This window comes from Bacteroidia bacterium, from assembly GCA_020852255.1.
Taxonomy (GTDB): Bacteria; Bacteroidota; Bacteroidia; order JADZBD01; family JADZBD01; genus JADZBD01.
The window spans coordinates 201,791-223,570 of sequence record JADZBD010000018.1 but is presented as its reverse complement, the minus strand read 5'-3'; the positions used below and the strand labels follow the sequence as shown (position 1 = coordinate 223,570).

Here is a 21,780-nt window from a genome sequence, read left to right as displayed (position 1 = left end):
TAGAGGTCAGGTTTTAAGTTTTACGATAATTTTTGCAGGCGATACCTGGTGAACAATAATTTCTCGGTTCTCGTCAATGAATCCTTCGAAGGCCTGCACTTCCACGAGGTGACCATTGAGCAAGGCTTTTCCCATGGGGGCAAGGCGTGAAACAGATTGACCCGTGTCTCCGTCTTTGATATTCAGATGTTCTATCAGATTAGCCCTCCCATCCATATGGGTATTCACAGATACTTTGGTCCACACATCTGTCTTAAAGGCCCACCAGGTTAGTCCGCCTCCGGCAAGCGCAGTACAAGCAAACACAATATGTCCTACTTCGTCTCCATGTTCTCTATACGCAAGATATACCCCTGCGCACATCATCAGGAAGGAAATGGTTCCAAGAATCATTCCCGGCACAAACAGAATCTCTATCACCAGAAGAACCAGCGCCAGGGCAATAAGCAGTATGATTCCGGTCAGCGTCATTTTTTAAAGTAACTTTTTGCCTTTGGCATAAATTTTTTCAGATCATCAATACGTTTTTGATCGCTCGGATGCGTACTGAGCATCTGCATCCCTCCGCCTCCACCATTGGCCGACATTCGTGTCCAGAATTCTATTGATTTTTCTGGATCGTATCCCGCCATAGCCATGAACACCACTCCAAGTTTATCGGCCTCCGATTCATGTGTACGGGAATACTTCAGCAGGGTAAGCCCGGCTCCAACTCCGTAAGTGGCTCCGAAAAGATCTGCTGCACCTTGTCCGGCACCCACTCCTACGAGCGCCTGTCCGGCCTTACCGATATTCTGAGCCCGGTATTGCTGACTCATTCGTTCGTTGCCATGCTGGGCAATGGCATGCGCGATCTCGTGTCCCATCACAACAGCAAGTCCTTCCTCGTCCTGGGTTACCGGGAGCAATCCGGTATACACCATCACTTTCCCACCCGGCATACACCAGGCATTCACTTCACCTGCGTTGACAACATTAAATTCCCATTTGTAATCTTTGATCCAGTCGGCCTTCCCATCTGCTGTCATAAATTCTTCCACAGCCTTCTGTATCTTTCCTCCCACCTTACGAACCAGAACCACCTGAGGGTCATTGGCAGGTAACGCTGGGTTCTTCGAAAGGAAATCCGAATAACTTGTAAAGGAGAGCGCATTCATATCGCCCTGGGTATAAATGAGCCGTTGCTTCCTGTTTGTTATTGGAACCTTGGTTACGGGTGCGCACGCAGCAATAATGAAAAGGCCGGTCAGAAGAAGGGGAACCCATTGTTTTTTCATGTTATTCTATGGTGCTTGTAAGTCCGCGCTCGGAGAAAGCATTCTGTATTGGTAATAACTTATAATATTCCCCTTTTTTAACCGCACACTTCCCGCTATAGTGAACCAGCATGGTACATTGTTCAGCCTGGATAGGGTCGTGTTTACACAAGTCAACAAGGGTTTCGATTACAAATTCAAATGTATTAACGTCATCGTTCCAGAGAATAAGGTCTTTTACCTCATTTTCAAGCAGTAATGTTTGCTTTACTGTTTGTTTTTCTGTTTGAGTACTGTTGCGTTTCATGGCATGTAAATTTACACATTTTCAGGTGATCACCAGTTACTTGAAGAGCCGCCTCCGCCGAAGCTTCCTCCGCCGAAACCTCCGGAACTGAACCCTCCCCCTCCTCCTCCAAAACCCCCAAAGCTACTGAACCCTCCAAAGCGTCCGTGCCAGCCGCCTCTGCTAATCGTGCCGCCACCACCCCCTTTCGTGAAGAAGGCCAGGGCCAGTATTCCGATAAGGAAGGCCAGTATAATGTACCAGGTCGGAATTGACCATACACTTTGGCCCGAAAATTCAGTGTATTCTCCTTTTGCCGCATCCATCAGGAGGGTAACCCCCCGGATAATTCCTTCTTCCGAATTGCCTGTTTTAAAATAGGCGATCATTTCCTGTTCTATTTGCTTGGAGTAGATATCTGGAATGGCACCTTCCAGACCATGACCAACGGCAATGGTGATATTTTTTTCTCCTTCGCCTCCGGCAGGATCAATGAGTACAACCACACCGTTGTCTTTATCTTTTCCGCCCACGCCCCATTTGCGTCCCACTTCGGTTGCATATTCAATTCCACTAAGTCCGTTGTAATCGTCCACGATCAGAACAACGATCTGATTCGAGGTCTGAACTGCAAATTCCTCCAACGTATTATGCAGGGTTTGAGCGCCGGAGGTACTGATAAATTCTGTTTCCTGTTCCGATAAATTGACCACCCACCGGTAAGGTGAGGGTGGATCGGGAACCTTGTCGGCCCTCGCGTCTTGCCCGGACATAGAAAACGCGCAAAAAATAAGCCCCAGAATAATTGCGAATGTTTTCATGAGCTGCTCACTTCATTGGAAAGCTCATTGTCGTTGCGGGAGGCAGCAGGAAAATGCTCTTTCAGCTGTTCCCCTGCCATCCGGATTCCCTCGATGACGCCGGCTGCAAATTCGGATCTGCGAAAGTAATCAAGCATCCTGTCCCGAATACCATCCCAGTAGTTTTCAGGAACACGTGCATGTATACCTTGATCCCCGTAAATAGCAAATAACCTGTCCTTCACAGCGAGGTAGAAAAGAATACCGGTACGCTCCTTTGTATTGTGCATCTGGAGTTTTCCGAAATGAAATTCGGCACGCTTGAGTACATCTCCCTTGCAATGATCCTCCAGGTGGACACGTACTTCACCGCTGGTATATTTCTCCACCTCCGAGATAGCTACCGCAATATTTTTCTTATCCTCTTCCGAGAAAAAATGACGGAAACCGCCCATTTTACTTCATATCAAATTTAACTTCGGGCGCCTTATCGGCACCATCCGCCGATTCAAAATAACTACGCGCGTCAAAGTTGAAAATGCCAGCCCACAGATTGGTAGGGAACTTCTTGATGTACGTATTGTACCCCTGTGCTGAAAGGTTGAAATCCCTTCGCGACTCGGCGATTCTGTTTTCCGTTCCTTCCAGTTCTGTCATCAGTGCCATGAAATTCTGGTTCGCTTTCAGATCCGGATACCGCTCAAATGTAACAAGCAGTTTACTAAGCGCCCCCGTAACAGCCCCCTGAGCTTTTTCAAAGTTGGCAATAGACTGGGCATCCAGTTTAGAAGGGTCAATTTTTATTGAAGTAGCGGTAGCACGTGCATTCGTAACCTCTACCAGTGTACTCTTTTCAAAATTGGCATAGGCCTCTACCGTTTTAACGATATTTGGTATCAGATCCATTCTGCGCTGATACTGTGTCTCTACCTGCTGCCATTTTCCGGTCACATCTTCATTTTTCTCCACCATGCTGTTATAGGTACTGCATCCATTCATCAGGATGATCAGAAGGAATACGCCTATCCCTCCAGCTACGATTAATCCTTTGTTCATTTTGTTTGGTTTGTAGGTTAAATGTACGCCATAGAATCAAATGATATACCCTTCCTGAAATGGGGACATTTTGACGAAAATTATGCTGTTTTAGCAGGAAACCTGACAGATTGATAGCCAAAACGGGTATATTTGTGCCTGTAAACCAATAGGATATACAAAAGTCATGGCCATTGTTCTTCCTTTTAAGGGCATTAGACCATGTTTTGACAAAGCGCACCTGGTGGCTTCACGTCCTGTTGATTCCTATACACGCGATGATCTGAAGGAAAAACTTGCAGGAAATCCGTTTACGTTTCTGCACGTAATCCATCCCGATTATAAAGACGGAACCCGAACAACACCCGGCAGTCCGGAGCGTCTCCGGAAAACAAAGGAGCGGTTCACTGATTTCATGAATGAAGGAATTCTTCTTCAGGACAAAAAAGAAGCCTACTACCTCTATCGTCAGATCAAGGGACTTCATGAATACACGGGGCTTATTGCCCGTACATGCATTGATGATTATTTCACTGGTGTGATACGAGTCCATGAAGCGACTCTGACCGACAGGGAGCAGAAACTCATGGAATACCTTGATGTTTGTGACTTTAATGCAGAGCCGGTTTTATTCTTTTATCCGGACGACAAAGCGGTGAACCGTTTGATCGCCCGTCAGATGCGGTTCCGGGCCGAGTTCGATTTCACCACAACCGACAAAGTTCGGCACACGCTCTGGATCATACGGGACCCTGCGGTGGTAAAAAAGATCAGGGATCGTTTCGGGAAAACTAAAAAAATATACATCGCAGACGGCCATCACCGTTCTGCCTCCTCCGCACTTCTCGGAAAGCGAAAACGTGAAAGAAAAGGAACATACACCGGCAAAGAGCCCTGGAACTTTTATCTCGGTATTTTCCTCTCCGAATCGCAATTAAAGGTTTATGACTACAATCGGGTGGTCAGAGACCTGAATGAATGGAAGGAAGAAGATTTTATTCGTGCCCTGTCTCTGGATTTCGATATTGTAACCAGAAAGAGTTTTTTCTCACCAAAAGTAAAACACCAGTTAGGGATGTATTTGGCCGGGAAGTGGTACAGGCTTACATTAAAACGAGAACGGTGGTCTAAAGGTCCCGTGGAATCGCTGGATTCAGAGATACTAACCCGGCGCATACTGGAACCACTCTTGGAAATTCGTGATCTGAAGACCGATCCCCGGATTGGCTTTGTTTCCGGAGTTCGAGGTATGGAGGGGCTCGAGAAGATTGTAGATTCAGGGGAATTCACACTGGCGTTTTCTCTTTGTCCGGTGAAACTGGAGGACGTTAAGCTCATCGCAGATACTAACAATATTATGCCGCCCAAGACAACGTGGGTAGAACCTAAGATGAGGAGCGGGCTGGTAATTTATCCGATATCCGAACAGGAAAAATGAGCCCCCTTCCACTTATTATGCTCAGGTCGGGTAAGGAAGAAGGCCCTCGCCGGAGGCATCCATGGATCTTTTCCGGCGCCGTAGCGAAGAAGGATCCCGGAATCAAAGAAGGTGATGCGGTGGAGGTGCGAAGTTCAAAAAATGATTTTTTAGGGATTGGACACTTTTCCGAGTCCTCCATCATGGTCCGGCTCTTCTGTTTTAACCTTGAAGATTATGGAGACCAATTCTGGGAAAAGGCGTTGGGCGACGCCATTCGGTACAGGTATTCCATTGGTCTGGGCTCGGATGAAAAAACCAATGCGTACCGGCTGGTTTTTGGAGAAGGCGACGGTTTGCCGGGACTTATTATTGATCTCTATGCCCATACAGCCGTAATACAGTGCCATACTTTTGGCATGTGGAATGCCAGGCAACGTATTGCAGAGGCACTTCATCTGCATTTGGACGATCGCTTAAAGGCTGTTTACGATAAAAGTGCAGATACGCTTCAAAAGCGCGGCCTGAAGGTGGAAAACACCTACCTGACAGGCGCCGCAGATCACGAGTCCCTGGTCAGGGAAAACGGATATTCCTTCAGGGTAGACTGGGAACAGGGGCAGAAAACCGGCTTTTTTCTTGATCAGCGGGATAACCGTAACCTGCTTTCCCGCTATTGCAGGGGGAAACGGGTGCTGAATACCTTCTCCTACACGGGTGGGTTTTCGGTATATGCAATGATGGGTGGGGCAAGCAGGGTAGATTCAGTTGATGTTTCAGAAAGGGCCATTGTAATGGCACAGGAAAATATGCGGAGGAATGATCCCGGTTACATGGATGCCGGTTTTCACACGGCCGACACCTTTGATTATTTTGAACAGCATGAAGGCGAACATGATGTTATTGTTCTCGATCCTCCCGCCTTTGCAAAGCACCACGATGCCCGTCACCAGGCAGTCATGGGATATAAGCGGCTCAACACAGAAGCCATCCGTAAGATCAGAAAGGGGGGAATTCTATTTACTTTTTCATGTTCCGGCGTTGTTGACCGGATATTATTCGAGAGTACCGTTAGGAGTGCCGCAATCAATGCCCGGAGGAATGTGCGGATCATGCATCATCTTTCGCATCCTGCCGATCATCCAGCCAGTATTTTTCATCCGGAGGGTGAATACCTCAAAGGACTCGCACTCTTCGTTGAGTAGCAGAAACGGAAGTTCTGAATCAAACCTAATTTTATTAACAGCACCGCTGTGCAGCCTCAAAACCGGTAATTTTGGGTATGGCAAAAGGATCGGTCAGCTTTGTGGAAGAACTAAATCCAGTGCAGCAGAACGCTGTACGCTGCACCGAAGGACCGGTTATGATTGTGGCCGGTGCCGGGTCGGGAAAAACACGGGTGCTCACCTATCGTATAGCTTACCTGATGAAAAAGGGAGTGGATCCCTTTAATATCCTCGCGCTCACATTTACAAATAAGGCGGCGAGAGAAATGAAGGAGCGCATTCGCAAACTGGTGGGTGGGAATGAAGCGAAAAATCTATGGATGGGAACGTTCCATTCTGTGTTTTCCCGCATCCTGCGGGCGGAACATGAAAAACTTGGATATCCTCAGAATTTTACGATTTACGATACCGACGATTCCCGGAGCCTGATCAAGGAAATCCTGCGCGAACAGCAGCTGGACGAGAAAATCTATAAGCCAAATATGGTCCAGTCACGGATCTCAGCGGCAAAGAATAATCTCATGAGTGCATCTTCCTACAATAATAATCCCCAGATTCAGGAAGACGATAAGCTGAGCGGAAAGCCCAAGATCGGGCTGGTCTACCGGATTTATCAGGCCCGGCTTTTTAAGGCGGCGGCCATGGATTTCGATGACCTGCTCTATAACACCAATGTATTACTCCGGGATCACAATGACATACTTGTAAAATATCAGCACCGGTTTAAATACATTATGGTAGATGAGTATCAGGATACCAACTTTTCACAATATGTCATCGTTAAACAACTGGCCGCTGCCTTTCGTAATATCTGCGTGGTGGGCGACGATGCCCAGAGTATCTACGCTTTCCGTGGTGCAAATATTCAGAATATACTGAACTTCGGGAAAGACTACCCCGAACTTCAGAAATTCAAGCTGGAGCAGAATTACCGGAGCTCCAATACCATTGTAACCGCTGCGAATAGCGTAATAAAGAACAACAAAGAACAGCTGGAAAAAACCGTATGGACTAAAAATCCCCCTGGTGAAAAAATACATCTTCTGAAAGCAGTTTCGGATAACGAGGAAGGTCATCTTGTTGCGCGCCGGATCTTTGACATAAAGATGAACTTCAAGGCCTGGAACAGGGAATTTGCAGTTCTGTATCGCACTAACGCACAGAGCCGGGCAATTGAAGAGGCCTTGCGTAAGCACAGTATCCCATACAGAATTTACGGTGGGCTCTCCTTCTATCAACGCAAGGAGATTAAAGACATCCTCGCATATTTTCGCCTTGTACTCAACAATCACGACGAAGAGTCCCTCAAGCGGGTTATCAACTACCCTACCCGCGGCATAGGAGAAACATCACTTCACAAATTGATTCTTGCCGCTACGGATCACGACGTGAGCACCTTCAGCGTTATAGAGAATATTAATGATTTCTCTTTAGACATCTCCGCTGTGACCCGCAACAGGATTGCTGATTTTTCCGCACTGATCAAATCATTGTCCAACCGGCTCAAAGAAAAAAATGCTTTTGAACTTGGCATGGAAATCGCCACGGCTTCAGGGCTGCTCAAGGAAATGCATAACGATAAAACACCGGAAGGGGTGAATCGTTACGAGAACGTTCAGGAACTTCTCAACGGAATGAAGGAATTTTCTGAAGGTGACCGGCCGGCCATTGATCTTCCGGAAGATGCACTTCCGGGAGAAGAGAAGGAATTTCACGGACTGGATGAATACATGGCAGACATTGCTCTGTTAACGGATGCCGATGAAGATGAAGACGATGGCAAGGACAGGGTTTCCCTGATGACTATTCATGCGAGCAAGGGCCTGGAATTTCCGAATGTATTCATCGTAGGGCTGGAGGAGAATTTGTTTCCATCGCAGTACGCGCTCACATCCAGGAGTGAGCTGGAGGAGGAACGGCGGCTGTTCTATGTGGCCGTAACACGAGCTGAAAAACGGCTTTGCATTTCTTACGCAGAAACCCGGTACAAGTGGGGAAATCTTCAGAACTGCGAACCAAGCCGTTTTATCGAGGAGATAGATTCCGATTGTGTAGATGCCGGGAAATCTAAACCATCCAGGGAAAATCATCCTTACCAGGAAGAACGTCCCAAGGTTTTCCGGAAATTCAATGAACCGGAAACAGCCGGTTCATTTGCTAAAGTAAAAGGCGGAACTAAACCTTCACCGAAAAAGAATCTTGTGAAGGCCAGTCTGGCAAAATCAGCCCCAGCCCCGTATGATCACTCACACCTGAAGGATCTGAAGCCCGGAATGAGTGTGGAACATGAGCGCTTCGGGAGAGGAAAGGTGTTGAAACTGGAAGGGGATTTCCCAAACAGTAAAGCCACGGTACTTTTTGAGAATAACGGTGAAAAACAGCTGATTCTTAAGTTTGCCCGGCTGACAATTGTGACATAATTAATCGTCTCCGCTGTTGTCGTTCTGCTTCATTTTCTTCAGGAAAAGATCGCGTTTTGTTTTCGTTGACAGGCTGAACTGGTATGACTTCTGCCCCTTCTCCACTTCCTTTTGCCTTTTGTCCGGTTTCAGCTCCTTGATAATTGTGTTGAAATCATCTTTCCCTGAAATGGATTGCATCAGTCCATTGGTATAATTGAAATAATACCAGGTGCCGGCATCACATTCAATGTAGATTGTCAGCTCATCGCCGGAGCGTTTCCTTTTAAGTTCGATATAGCCGTAATATTGCTTGTTAACCTGATACTTTAGAATATTCCCCACACCGATTTTTCCTGAGCTGATGTATGATTTGGTACGGGGATTCCATCTCATTTTCAGGTCTGTGAAGAAAATTCCTTTCTCAAGTTCATCCGGAAATTTCTTGAACTTACCGTAAAGATTGACTTCCGATATCAACTTGTCGGCCTGATCCTTCCCAAGCATTTCGCGTAATCCCTTCTCGTAGACACTTCGGTTAAAATTCACGGGTGTAACGCCCACGCAGCCGTTAAGTCCTTCCGCCATTTTTTCCAGTGCCCCAGCGTCAAAAAAGAAGTCCATCAGAATCATCAGGTCAAAATAGGCAGAATCATTCTGGAGATTATGATTTGCAGTTCCCACCGCTGTCAGCTTCACCTGGCCCAGGTCGCTGCCGAGATTGATCTTACCCTCACCGTACACCATACAGCTATTGGCATCCAGGCTGATGAACTGTCCGGCAAGATTACGTTCTGTCAATTTTTCCTTGGAGGCGATCCGGTATTCACGCGTAACCTTGTCAAAGAAAAGGAAACCTTCGGAGGCCAGCACTTCCACATCGTTTTTCGCATATCGTTTGGATAGAAAAGCGGTGTAAATGGCGTTTGAATCCACGGTTGACATGATACCCGATCCCAGCTGACGGTCTTCCGGATCTCTCACATCGGATGCTACCGGTATAAGAATCTTTTCGGGATTGATCTGGGAGGTGAATTTAAATGCTGAATTAGGAATAGATTTACAACCGTGCGCAATACTGCAGTATCCGTCGAACAGCAGGAACTGATTGGTTGCACGAAGCTTCACTTTACCTTTGTAACCAAAATTCGGGCTGAGCATGAATTTTGAAGTGTCTTTTATTTCCGCATCAGCAAAAGTCTGAAATGTAGTGTCCACCGTGATGGAACTAAAGAAGATCGTCTGTTTCTTTTTGTTTTCATCAACGTAATCATACTTTCCCGAAGCCGAATAGCTTTTGCGCGCAAAAATATTTGCGTTCACCTCATATAACGTATGGTATTTGGTTACAGAGTTCGCAATAATCTTTGCATTGCTGAGCGTTTTCATCTCTGCATCTTTCAGGATGGTCACATTTCCTGAATCAGGATAAATACGGGCATCCGCCACGTTGATGTATTTTACCTCTTTGGCAGAAATAATAAAGTTCTTCAGATCAAAGCGTGCACGAGGTGCATAAAAGCGAAGGGAGTCCTGTTTTGGATGGACGGAAATGAATTCCGGACCTTCAAATGTTATTTCGCTTGTACCTGAGTTCTGGGGCGGGTTTTTCGTATCGGTGGAACTCAATTCAATCTCATCTTTATCCATGAACCACTTGAAACGGTCCATAAAACAGATGTACTTGTTCACGTCGAAGCGCACGACCGAACCTTTTCCGTTGGATTTAAAATCTCCTTCTCTCTTTTCCAGATCAACCAGCGCGTTTACGTTCAGGGTGGAGAAAGCGGAAACACTTTCATTCATGGACTTAAGACGAAAATCGGCCGTATCGGACTGGAATTTCTTGTTTTTAAAATTAACCTTATTGGCGGTAAGCTCCGACTTCGCAAAATCGGCCCGGCCTTTGCCTGTCAGTCCGGTTTTCTGGAGATCAAGTCTGCCGTGGAACTTTACCATACTGTCCATCATCACGAGAGGTTTATCCACTTTGTAAATCTGCATCAGTTCCCGTTTGGGTTCAAAGTGAATATAGGCTGTATCTGCAAATACGTTCGGAAATTCCACCTTTCCTCCTTTGGGAACCTGTCCCAGGGTGAATGAATTCGCATTTGCATTGGTCGAGTCAGGGAAAAACAGAATATCGCTGGAATAGGTTTGGGAAGTGAGGAATTTAATGTCTCCTGCACCCTGAAGTCCTTTATGACTCAGTTTGAGTGTGGTGTTGAACGTTCCTTTGTTTCCATAGAGTGCGAAGCCATCCGTTGGTGTTTGTTTTACGAAACCGAGCGAATAATCCGGCTGAACTTTCAGTGTTTCGCGCATTTGGGGAAAGATGCCTGCGGACACAAAATCACCGTCCAGTGCCAGAAACTCCTTTTTAAAGTTATCCAGTGAATCAATACTGAAGGGATCCAGCTTGAAATAAAACTTGTCCCTGTTATAAACGCCTTTGTGAATTGACCGCCGATCGTAGTAAACAAATGAATTCTTTTTCGAATTGAAAACAGGGTAACCTGGGTATTTTTGCGACTTTAGTCCTGATTTATTTCCCATATCATCGATCAGCAGATCTCCGGTAATATCTTCGATTACCGTTTTAACTTTCACCACCTGAACATTGTCTCCTACTTTCTCCAGCACCGACATTTTCAGCGAGTCGATATTATTCAGGTTAATCTTGAAACGGTCGTATTCAAAGGAGAAATCTTTTCCAAAGAAATCGAACAATCCCGCTTTGACATATCCCGCAAAGTTGATCCCCCGGTTTTTCTTTAAAATTACCTCGCCTTTGCTGGGATAGATTCGGACATTCTGCGAATCAGAGAGTGCGATGGATTGCACGCCATATATTTTCAGATCATAACTTAGCAGGCTGAGTACCGCGTTGGTTGTTCCGCCCTTTACCCCGGAATGGATGCTTAGCACATCGTAATCTTTCTTCTTGGCGCGGGCCCAGATGTAATTAAACAGCTTTTCGTGCACGATCACTTCGTCGTCTTCGATATCATAGGAAATGTAGCCGTCCGTAGCCAGTCGTACAAGCAGTGGCTGTATCTGGTATAAGTCGTAGGTCATGTACGAAGCGAGCGATTTACCTGAGAATTCCCTGGCTCCTCCATTTTTAACACTAAAGTCCTTAATGATGGTTAGCGGGTTCAATTGGTCCATCCCCATCAGTGCGTCAAAACGTTCCTGCCGGTAATAATTTACAGATTCAAAATCCGCGTCTCCCTGAGTTGAGCCGGTAATGGTTTTCATGTCAATCTTGGCGGAATCCACCATCCATACCAGCTCCTCCACATGCATCTCCACGCGATGGTAATCGTTGTAATAAGGACTTTTCTGAATTCCCTCCGAAGTTCGTAACAAGGTCAGTTTCCGTTTATCTGTTTGCAAAAGCAGCTGTACCCCGGGGTGGTACACGGAATCAGTATCCAGAACCATTACAATCTGGGCACTGGGAGAAATAATAGACTTTTCTTTGAAAATAAATGATTTTGAAGCGGCAATTAAAAAAGGCTTTCCGTTGCGTTTAAATATCAGCAGAGCGTCCTCCTCCTTATTACCCGCACCGATGAAACGGTTCCCGTTCATCGAAAATCCACCATCGAAATCTACGTTCGGACCGGCTACACCGCTCATCTTAAAACGCTTCGTATAGGAGTTGAATTTAGGAAAGGAGGCGTTTTCCGGTTTGGCGTCCACAACCGCCTTATCTACCAGACGACCGATCAGCGGCTTGGTGAAATATTGCTTGTGATAGAACGTTACTGAGTCCGCGTCATACGTAGGCTCCCGGAGTTTGATATCGTATTTTCTGAGCTCTGCATAGACAAGGTTTTCATCCAATCCTGTTCGTGTCCAGTTGACCTTACCCATTTTTCCAACCCATTTGTTGGCAGTCGGAAAATAGGTGCCGGAAGTGTTGAGAATGACAAGACTGTCATTTTTCACTACCCCTATCAGATCCAGTTGTGTCCAGCTGATCTTGATGGCGGTGTCTGAGGAAACTGTGTAGTTTGCATTATTCGCTACCCATTCAATCGCATTGGAACTATACAAAACATTTCCCCGGAAGAGCCCTTCAAAGGTAGCGAGAATGATGGTGATATTCTTTTTGTTTTTTTCATTCATCACTTTATCCACGGCATCGCGGAAAGCGATATAATTTTTTTCAGGCACCTTGTTGTCAAAGTAGTGCATGAATGTTTTAATAAAATTGTGGAATTCCGGATACGGCCGGAACTGTTTTTTTAAAAGTCCATCGCAGGTCCGGTAAACAAATTCCCGCATGTCGTTGTTAAACTGGTAGCGTTTAGAGAATTTGTCGTTGATCCAGTAATTCAGAAATTGACCTTCCACGAATTCTCTTCCTTCCTTCTTGTTTGCGAGATCGAAGAATTCGGCCAGTTCACCTAAAAATTTTGTAGAATCATGGGAGAAGCTCTTGAACGATTGCGCCCCCATCCCGGCGGACAACCCCATGATAACAGCAACGAGCAGTATCTTTTTCATAGATCAGCTTTCTTTCCTTAAATGCAGCATGCACCAACTGCTCTGCTCTTTCCGGGTCATTTCTTTAAGACCGAATTTCTTACCCTCGGCCACCAGTAGCTCTGCATCGGTGGAAAAGAATCCCGAGAGCAGGAGATCTCCGCCTTGAACCAGGGCTCGAGCATAACTTATCATATGGATAACCAGCACGTTGCGATTGATGTTAGCTAAAATAACATGAAAAGATTTTCCCTGTAAACGATCTTCTCCTCCTTTTTCAACAATAATGCCGAAAATGCCATTCATCGCCGCATTTTCAGATGTGTTTTCCACTGCTATGGCATCAATGTCAACAGCCAGGATTTCCCCTGCCCCCCTCTTGGCTGCCAGAATTCCCAGTATTCCCGTACCGCATCCGATATCAGCAACCGCCTTACCTTCCAAAGGAATACGGAGAATGGCCTGAAGCATCAGACAGGTAGTAGCATGGTGGCCGGTGCCAAAGGACATCTTTGGTTGTATAACGATCTCCTCACTGAATTTGTTACCGCCTGGGGGATGAAAAGGCGCCCGGACCAGTAATTCATCACCTATATGGATCGGAGGAAAGTTGTTCTCCCACTCCTGGTTCCAGTTCTGCCCCCGGATAGTAGATATATGAACCTGAAAGGTAAAAGTCGGGTGATAGTCTCCCATCATCTTGTCAAAGCGTTCTTTGCTGAACAATCCAGCTGGTATATACGCGTTTATTCCGCTTTCGGTATCCAAAAATGATTCAAATCCAATAGAAGCCAGTTCTACCGTAAGGAGATCGGCCCAGGGCTCTCTGGGTTCGAGGCTGATACAAACCTCCAGGTAATCCATTAAAATGAATTCAGGATGGCGAGAAAGGAAGATGCCTGAAGTGATGCACCACCGATAAGACCACCATCAATATCGGGCTGGCTGAACAGGCTTTTCGCGTTCTGCTCATTGCAGGATCCTCCGTAAAGAATGGGTACCGAATGTGCATGGTCTCCACGCTTCGACGCGATCACCGACCGAATAAAAGCATGCATTTCGCGAGCCTGCTCCGGGCTGGCTGTATGACCGGTACCAATGGCCCAAACCGGTTCATAGGCTACCAGGGTTTGCTGCAGTTCCCGAATTTTCAGCTTACAAACGGTTTTACGTAGCTGGGATTCCACGGTCTTGAAGTGCCTTCCCTCCTCTCTCTCCTTTTGGGTTTCTCCAACGCAGATTACAACCTGCAATCCCTGCTCGATGGCTTTACGGGCTTTGAGAAAAATCGTTTTGTCCTTTTCCTTAAAATACTTCCTTCGTTCTGAATGGCCGAGTATTACTGCCGAAACTCCTATAGACTTCAGTGAATCGGCTGACACTTCACCCGTGAATGCTCCTGAACTTTGTTCGTGGCAGTTCTGAGCCGCCACTCTCACCTTTGTTCCGGAAAGGGATTGAACAAGTGCTTGCAGGATCGGGAAAGGCGGGGCTATAAAAACTTGTACCGGCCGTATAGTTTGTGTTACTCCGTTAGCCACTTGTTCTGCGAGCGAAAGTCCGTCGTGCAGACTTTTATTCATCTTCCAGTTAGCAATCAGCACCTTTCGTTCCATGAGAATCAATTCACACGGATCCTCGGATCAAGGAATCCATAAACAATGTCCACTATAATATTGATCAGTACAAAAATCAGCCCCGATACAAGAACGCATCCCATCAGTACCGGCAGATCCTGTTTGAACAGCGCATCAACTACTTCTGATCCCAGTCCCTTCCAGTAAAAAATCATTTCAACAAATACTGCTCCTGCCATCAGGCCTGCAAACCATCCGGAGATGGCAGTTACCACAGGATTCATCGCATTTTTAAGGGCATGTTTTGCAATTACAGTATAAAATGTAAGTCCTTTTGCTTTTGCTGTACGGATAAAATCCATTGAAAGAACCTCCAGCAGGGAAGAACGCATCAGCTGAATAACAATTGCGAGCGGGCGAATCCCGAGAGTAAAGGCAGGCAGGATAATATTTTTCAGTGCCAGATGTTTGTTGCCCAGATCGTCATATTCGTAAAGATCCCCAAGATTCTTCAAGGTTGTTCCAGGCAGGTAGATGTAGGAGTTAAGCACAGGAATATCTTCTATGTCCAGTGTGGCCATAACAATATACAGCCCTGACCACGATACCACACTCCACACAGCTGATTTCCATACAGCATTGCCAAGCATCGATGAAAAGGAAACACTCTCCCATTTTGGTGACCCGGACAACTTCCCCCGGTAAGATCTGTAAAAAAACCAGGCCGTATAGGCCGCGAAGAACAAGATAAACATCACCGGAAAAGGAAACTCATTCGTCCACATAAAACCGAAAGCCATTGCCACAATGATGGCCACTACGTAGGAGGGGCCGGCCATACCTAATACAGCGAATACAAGCGCGGAACGGTCGAACAGGGAATTCTTTCTTACGGCGCAGATGATCCCGATGATAATCCCCAGGCAGGATGCCAGGCAAATGGAAGAAACGGCAAGAAGTGCCGTTGACGGGAGCTTTTTTACAATAATATCCGAGACTTTCCGCTTGGTGACGTAGGATTTGCCCATGTAAGGATACTTCAGTACCAGCGATTTGTTTTCCGTTACACTGAAAAGTGGTGTGCCGGAATATTTTGACGTATTAAAATACCAGTAGTCGTCGGGGTCTGAAAAATCATGGACCGATAAGGGCGAAAGATCATTTACAAACCGGAGATATTGCATATACAATGGCCTGTCTCTTCCCAGATCCTTATTGATCGCGTCGATCTGTTCCTGTGTGGCATTCTGACTCAGCATCAGTCGCGCAGGATCACCCGGAAGAATGGTGAAGATCAGAAAAACAGCAGTGGTCACCCCCAGCATAACGAGGAAGCCGTAAACGATCTTTTTCAGTATAAACAACCCTATCTGCACTATTTCATATATTGAGATTGCACTTCAGTAAAGGACGGGAAAGAGTGATAATGCCACATATCCACCACTACAGGACCTTTGAGCATTACCAATCCGGGATTAGCCCTGATCATGGTTTTCAGCTGGGTGGCGTCCACGAGGTAAAAATCCATATTCAGGCTGAGTTTCTGTTTGAAGCTTTCCACCTGATCGGAGGATGCAGTGAGTACCATAAACGGAATGTTGTTTTTACGGCACAGTTCTGCAAAATCATTCATCTCGCGAAAGGCACTTTCATTTGCGATATCCAGGGAATAGGATACGAGAAAGAATTTATATCCGGGGTCCTTAAGGATATCTTCGGTATACTCAAAACCATCGAGCGTGTTGATATGAAAATCGTGGATCGGTGGCACATATGCTTCCTCCAGAATAACGTCTCTGCTTTTTTCTGAATACTTCCAGGTCAGGGTATCCTGCCAGGGAAGATGGTTCATGTCAAATTCTTTTTTCTCTCCTGTTTTCAGGTTCTCGTAAATAAAATAAGACATGGTTTTACCTAAGGGAGCTCCTTCCGGGATGCTGCTGGCTTCAATAATGTTCGTTCCGATTTTGTACGGTCTGAAATCGAATACCGGCAGGTAATTGTAAGTATAAACAGGAAACGCTACAGAAGCCGCTATAACAAGAAAGAGAAATACCCCCATTAGTTTTCCACCGAAAACCGGCCGAATATGCTTTCGGAAAAAGAACAGGCAAATGAGTAAAGCCATCAGAACAATGTCTTTCCAGAACGATTCCCATGGTTTGAGATGCAGGAAATCACCAAAACATCCGCAGTCGGTCACCTTATTGAAGTAGGCAGAGTAAAAGGTCAGCGCCGTGAAGTAAAGAATCATCAGGAGCAGTGCCCACAGCGTCAGCATAACACGGTAGCCGGCCAGAAGAAAAAAGCCGAATACTATCTCATAGATGCATACAAAAACAGAAAGTGAAAGGGCAAGCGGTTTTGCCCAGTCCATACCGAAAACGGTAAAATACTCCTCCATCTTAAAGCCGAATCCCATGGGATCATTGGCCTTTATGAATCCGGAAAAAATAAAGAGAACCCCTACCAGCAAGCGTAAGATATAGGCTAAAGTTTTCATTCGCTCAGGCGTATAAGGGCAAATAAACTGTAGTTGATCATGTCCATGTAATTTGCGTCAAGGCCTTCCGAGATCATTGTCTTCCCGTCATTGTCTTCGATCTGCTTCATACGGTGGATCTTCATCAGGAGCAGATCCGTCAGGGAACTCACTCTCATTTCTCTCCAGGCTTCGCCGTAATCATGGTTTTTATTTTCCATGAGTGATTTGGCAAGGCCAATGTATTTATCAAAAAGTTTGCCTCCTTCCTCTGCACTGATCTCCATTCTGGGATCATCGGCCATGGCCAGTTGAATGAGCCCGATCACGCTGTAATTAACAATGCCGATATATTCACTCCTCACATCCTCCTCCACCCTCTGCATGCCCTTTACCTCGATGTTCTTGATCCGGTTTGCCTTAATAAATATCTGATCTGTTATCGAACCTGTTCTCAGTACTCTCCACGCACTTCCGTAGTCCTTCATCTTTTTGACAAAGATATTTTTGCAGGCCCTGACCTGTTCATCATATTGTACACCTGTCTTCACCATAGAGGGATTCGAAGATACGGACTTTTTAAATTCGATCATCGAACTGGAGATCAATGCGTTAAAGCCAATGACGAAGCATAAAAAAAGGGCCCTGAACCGGAGGCCCTTTTCTGCTAATTCCAGCCTGTTACTTTACTTTAATCACGCGCACCGGTTTGCCTATTCGGTTGCCATCCCGGTTTGCCTGAATGAAGTAGGTGCCGGCCGGCAGAACAAGATCCATCTGTACAGAACCTACGGCATCACTAACGGGGTAAATGGCCAGCACCCGTCCGCTCAGATCCATCACAGAAATAAAGGTGTTTTGCTGAGCCCCGGCAAAGGCATACATAACGGTGGTGGAACTGATAAAGGGATTGGGGGCAACTACTAATTGCTGCTCCTGATTCAGCGGCTCCTGTTCTCCAGTTAAACTGCCCTCCGATATGCGCAAATGATCAAATCCTGCCTCCATAATGTGCCCCGGTCCGGTGTCAACAGCTCTTACTCTTACCTGCATAGTGGATGTAACAGGAATAAGGCTATTCAGCAGGAAACTGCGGTTCACCCAGGTGCTTTGTCCCGGAGTGGACGGTACAACCAACTCCAGATTCACAGTGGTTGTGCCATTGAAAATCTGAATACGCAGCGAGTCATTCGGATTACCGCTTCCGCCGCCGTTATAAAACCAACGGGAATACTCAATTTTTGGATTGATATACCCAGTGGGGTCAAACACCTGACTTGTAATCATCGTCCATCCACCGTCTACATCATCATCGCCGGCAGATGTGCCCGTATTTCCTGTTACATAGGCATTGACGTAACAATCAGGTGTTACATCATATTCCGGGTTAGCCTGGCTGTTTCCGTTGGATGTGCCAAGGGGTTCTCCTCTCTGCCAGAGACCATCGGTGGCGGTACCGGTACGTGTCCAGAGGAAATCAAATGCGAAATCATCATATATCCCTGAGTCCAGAGGTATAACAAGCGAACTGGTGGAAGAACTGATCACGGTATTTGGAATACAGCGTGTCACGTAAGTCCACTTTCCGGCCATCATTTCATACGTGCCGGTATAGCCGGTAGGGAACACGAAATTCCCGTTTATGTCTGTAATGGTGTCAAACATGAAGGTTCCGTTCCATATCTTAACTCTTGCTCCGGGAATCGGAGCATTGTCCCATGACTGGATAACCTGTCCGCCGATGGAAACAGTGGCAATAGGAACCAGCTGAACGTTCTGGATCGTAACCTGTCCGTTGGCAAGTGTCACGTTAATATTTTGGGAGACGTAACCTGGCTTTGAATACGTAACCGAATAAGTGCCGGCTACTGCATATCCTGTTCCATACCACCCGGAAGGATCAGAAGCTGAAGTGATGTTCGGCGTAGTGATCACAATAGATGCTGTATTGATGGGAAGACCGGTAACAAAATCAGTTACAACTCCTTCAAGGTAGCAGGCGCGCTGGTAGGTGGGAGCCAGAACGAATAGGCCATTGTTGATGTCGGAAGCAATAAGGTGGCCGGAAGGAAGGAATGGGTTAACCCCCCAGCATCCAGAAAATCCTCCGCCCGAGCCCTGAGTATACGTATCATACCAGGCCACATTCACCATATTTTTAGGACGGCCTACATCGGTGATCACCACTCCGTCCTTATACCAGGAGGTTACCGCATAGTCGTTTCCTCCTACGTTGATGATATGCGTATTATGGACAATGGATCCACCGCCCGTATTCTGTGACTGTATACGGTCCAGCTCCTTTATATTATTCGGGTTGGAAATATCATAAGAAGTCAGGTAAGAATTATTTACCTCATCCGTAGTGTATATTGTGTCATCGTTGTTTGTTGCGAGCCAGGTATTGTGTGTAAAGTTTCCCGGAGTACTTTGCGTGGGAACGGCGGTGGGAATACTGGCAGGGTTGGATACATCCATAATCGAGAACCATCCGTCGTAGATATGTCCGGCATAGCATTTATTATTACGGACGAAACCGTCGTGGACATAATTCTGATTCCAGCGTCCGAGATAAACAGGTGCAGTTGGTGTAGTAGAGATGTCCGCAATAAGCACCCCTCCTACCCCAATATTACTTCCGTAGAGATAAACCCGTCCGGCATCTATGTGCAGTGCGTGTATGGTGGACAAAGTCTGGCTGTTGATCGTTGGCGTCCAATAATAAACATTGGATACGGTGGGCGCTGCCGGCAGGGGATTGAGATCTACGATCTGCAGGCCCACGGAGCCGTCTTCTGTTGTCACATACGCATAATTGCCCCAGGTTTTTATCTCTCTCCAGCTGGAGGACGGACCGGATAATTGCACTACCTGAACAGGAGCGGATGGGTTAGTAACATTCACGATGGAAATGCCGTTCTGGGCACCCACCAATGCGTATTCATTGCCTAATTCATCTACATAATACCAGATGTTGGATAATGACTGTCCGCTGTAGGTCATATTTGCAGCCAGCGTAATATTATAATTAGGTGCCTGCGCCCATCCGGCGAGCGATAAAAGCACCATAGCAGCGATTGTCAGAATTTTTTTCATGGGTTTGGCGTTTGTAGTCTGATGAACAGGCTTAGTTCAGTTTAATAAATTTAACGGTCTTTCCGATCGGGTGCCGGTGCTCAAATGCATGGACCAGGTAGGTGCCGGGAGAAAGATTCGCGTCAAGCACAACAGCTCCGGTAGGGTCACTTACGTTATACGTCAGGAGTGTTCTTCCCAACAGATCTTTCACCAGGATATCTCCTCCGGTAAATCCTTGATGGAAATCGTAATAAAGACTGGCATTCCCACTGAACGGATTTGGAGTCACGCTGATCTTATCTGACTCTGATGGTGTATCCGATAAACCTACGTTCAAGGGCACCAGCTGAATGTCCTGAATTGTTACAACACCATTGCTGAGTACCACATTGACCGTTTGAGGGAAGTAGCCTGTTTTTGAATACGTGGCAGTATAATTACCGGAAAGATGGTAGCCCGTAGCGTAAAAGCCGCTGGAGATAGAAGTTGTGTTCACGCTGATAGTATTAATCACCACCGATGCGCCATTGATGGGAAGCCCCGTGACAAAATCTGTTATTGTACCTTCCAGATAGCAGGCGCGCTGGTAGGTGGGTGTAAGAACGAACACACCGTTAGCCATGTCGCTCGCAACAATGGTTCCGGAAGGCAAGAAAGGACAAACGCCCCAACATCCATTGAATCCGCTACCACTGCCTTGTGTATAGGTATCGTACCAGGCCACATTGATCAGATTCCAGGGACGTCCGCAGTCGGTGATCACGATCCCATCTTTATACCACGACGTCACTGCAAAATCATTGTTGTTTTTCCGGATTATATGCGTGTTGTGCACAATGGAACCACCCCCTGCATTCTGTGACTGTACACGGTCCAGTTCTTTGATATTACCAGGGTTGGAAATATCATAAGAAGTGAGATAGGAATTATTCACCTCATCCGTTGTATACAATGTATCATCATTCTGGGTCGCAAGCCAGGTATTGTGTGTAAAAGCACCGGGAGTAGTTTGAGTAGGAACGGCAGTAGGGATGCTGGCGGGGTTAGATACATCCATGATAGAGAACTGGCCGGCATAAATGTGTCCGGCATAACATTTATTGTTGCGTACATATCCGTCGTGAACATAGTTTACATTCCACATCCCGAGATAGACTGGAACAGTGGGAGTACCGGAAACATCAGCGATGATCACTCCTTTTGCACCGATGTTACTTCCATAAAGATAGAGTCGTCCCGCTTCTGCATGCAATGCGTGAATAGTACTGAGGGTTTGACTGTTGATCGTGGGGGTCCAGTAATACACATCCGAGACAGTAGGTGCAGCAGGCAAAGGATTTAAATCCACGATCTGCAAACCTACACTTCCGCTTTCAGTGGTTACATACGCATAATTTCCTACTGTTTTTATTTCTCTCCAGGTGGAAGAAGGTCCGGAAAGCTGGCATACCGGAACCGGAGCAAGTGGATTGGTAACATTGAGGATGGCGATACCATTCTGCGCTCCCACCAGCGCGTATTCATTACCTAACTCATCCACATAGTACCAGATGTTAGACAGCGATTGCCCGGTGTAAACATAATTGTTCGCAAGGGTAACGTTGTGATTAGGTACCTGAGAGAATCCTGTAGTTCCGCAAAGAATGGCCAGAAAAACTGAGTAAAGTTTCTTCATTTAGTGAGTTTCGTTTAGAAGGGAAAGAGCTTAAGGAGTTACTAAGTAACAA

17 protein-coding genes are annotated in these 21,780 nt (G+C 46.3%); 3 read left to right on the top strand and 14 right to left on the bottom strand.

Features of this window, described 5'->3' with window-relative positions; all coding sequences use genetic code 11:
* Nucleotides 1-6: 6 nt before the first annotated feature.
* Genes IT233_11175 through IT233_11150 form a run of 6 tightly spaced genes read right to left on the bottom strand, consistent with a single transcriptional unit; the run spans nucleotide 7 to nucleotide 3,398 of the window.
* On the bottom strand, nucleotides 7-471 hold the full coding sequence (locus IT233_11175; protein MCC7303194.1) for an NfeD family protein: 465 nt from the start codon (nucleotides 469-471) through the stop codon (nucleotides 7-9).
* Nucleotides 468-1,277, bottom strand: a complete 810-nt coding sequence (locus IT233_11170) for a M48 family metallopeptidase (protein MCC7303193.1) — start codon at nucleotides 1,275-1,277, stop codon at nucleotides 468-470. Before IT233_11170 ends, IT233_11175 begins: the two co-directional genes overlap by 4 nt.
* Before the next feature lies 1 nt (nucleotide 1,278).
* A complete protein-coding gene (locus IT233_11165) occupies nucleotides 1,279-1,563 on the bottom strand; it encodes an ATP-dependent Clp protease adaptor ClpS (GenBank protein ID MCC7303192.1) in 285 nt (94 codons plus the stop codon).
* 29 nt (nucleotides 1,564-1,592) lie between these two features.
* Complete coding sequence (locus IT233_11160) at nucleotides 1,593-2,363, bottom strand: TPM domain-containing protein (protein MCC7303191.1); 771 nt, start codon at nucleotides 2,361-2,363, stop codon at nucleotides 1,593-1,595.
* The gene (locus IT233_11155; GenBank protein MCC7303190.1) at nucleotides 2,360-2,797 is read right to left on the bottom strand and encodes a TPM domain-containing protein; all 438 of its coding nucleotides are present in this window, start codon (nucleotides 2,795-2,797) and stop codon (nucleotides 2,360-2,362) included. Before IT233_11155 ends, IT233_11160 begins: the two co-directional genes overlap by 4 nt.
* A gap of 1 nt (nucleotide 2,798) precedes the next feature.
* Nucleotides 2,799-3,398, bottom strand: a complete 600-nt coding sequence (locus IT233_11150; protein ID MCC7303189.1) for a LemA family protein — start codon at nucleotides 3,396-3,398, stop codon at nucleotides 2,799-2,801.
* Between the two features lie 166 nt (nucleotides 3,399-3,564).
* Here IT233_11150 and IT233_11145 point away from each other — a divergent pair, with 166 nt between their 5' ends.
* The 3 genes from IT233_11145 (at nucleotide 3,565) to IT233_11135 (ending at nucleotide 8,440) form a co-directional block, all read left to right on the top strand.
* Nucleotides 3,565-4,815 carry a DUF1015 domain-containing protein gene (locus IT233_11145; GenBank protein MCC7303188.1) on the top strand — a complete coding sequence of 417 codons (1,251 nt, stop codon included), beginning with the start codon at nucleotides 3,565-3,567 and terminating at the stop codon, nucleotides 4,813-4,815.
* Nucleotides 4,812-5,999, top strand: a complete 1,188-nt coding sequence (locus tag IT233_11140; GenBank protein ID MCC7303187.1) for a class I SAM-dependent rRNA methyltransferase — start codon at nucleotides 4,812-4,814, stop codon at nucleotides 5,997-5,999. The genes IT233_11145 and IT233_11140 overlap by 4 nt, the downstream gene beginning before the upstream one ends.
* A gap of 77 nt (nucleotides 6,000-6,076) precedes the next feature.
* Nucleotides 6,077-8,440 (top strand): UvrD-helicase domain-containing protein, encoded by a 2,364-nt coding sequence (locus IT233_11135; protein MCC7303186.1) that lies wholly within the window; start codon nucleotides 6,077-6,079, stop codon nucleotides 8,438-8,440.
* On the opposite strand, the gene IT233_11130 is transcribed toward IT233_11135, so the two are convergent.
* The 8 genes from IT233_11130 to IT233_11095 all read right to left on the bottom strand — a co-directional run bounded on the left by IT233_11130 (nucleotide 8,441) and on the right by IT233_11095 (nucleotide 21,728).
* Nucleotides 8,441-12,937 (bottom strand): hypothetical protein, encoded by a 4,497-nt coding sequence (locus tag IT233_11130; GenBank protein MCC7303185.1) that lies wholly within the window; start codon nucleotides 12,935-12,937, stop codon nucleotides 8,441-8,443.
* Nucleotides 12,938-12,940: 3 nt separating this feature from the next.
* A complete protein-coding gene (gene prmA / locus IT233_11125; protein ID MCC7303184.1) occupies nucleotides 12,941-13,780 on the bottom strand; it encodes a 50S ribosomal protein L11 methyltransferase in 840 nt (279 codons plus the stop codon).
* Nucleotides 13,780-14,532, bottom strand: a complete 753-nt coding sequence (locus IT233_11120; GenBank protein ID MCC7303183.1) for a triose-phosphate isomerase — start codon at nucleotides 14,530-14,532, stop codon at nucleotides 13,780-13,782. The genes prmA and IT233_11120 overlap by 1 nt, the downstream gene beginning before the upstream one ends.
* A gap of 5 nt (nucleotides 14,533-14,537) precedes the next feature.
* Nucleotides 14,538-15,521 (bottom strand): ABC transporter permease, encoded by a 984-nt coding sequence (locus IT233_11115; GenBank protein MCC7303182.1) that lies wholly within the window; start codon nucleotides 15,519-15,521, stop codon nucleotides 14,538-14,540.
* Nucleotides 15,522-15,868: 347 nt separating this feature from the next.
* Nucleotides 15,869-16,996, bottom strand: a complete 1,128-nt coding sequence (locus tag IT233_11110) for a DoxX family protein (protein ID MCC7303181.1) — start codon at nucleotides 16,994-16,996, stop codon at nucleotides 15,869-15,871.
* Nucleotides 16,993-17,529, bottom strand: coding sequence for a DUF1599 domain-containing protein (locus IT233_11105; GenBank protein MCC7303180.1), 537 nt, complete (start codon nucleotides 17,527-17,529; stop codon nucleotides 16,993-16,995). The genes IT233_11110 and IT233_11105 overlap by 4 nt, the downstream gene beginning before the upstream one ends.
* 127 nt (nucleotides 17,530-17,656) lie before the next feature.
* The gene (locus tag IT233_11100) at nucleotides 17,657-20,071 is read right to left on the bottom strand and encodes a choice-of-anchor B family protein (protein ID MCC7303179.1); all 2,415 of its coding nucleotides are present in this window, start codon (nucleotides 20,069-20,071) and stop codon (nucleotides 17,657-17,659) included.
* Between the two features lie 31 nt (nucleotides 20,072-20,102).
* Nucleotides 20,103-21,728 carry a choice-of-anchor B family protein gene (locus tag IT233_11095; GenBank protein ID MCC7303178.1) on the bottom strand — a complete coding sequence of 542 codons (1,626 nt, stop codon included), beginning with the start codon at nucleotides 21,726-21,728 and terminating at the stop codon, nucleotides 20,103-20,105.
* Nucleotides 21,729-21,780 lie beyond the last annotated feature (52 nt).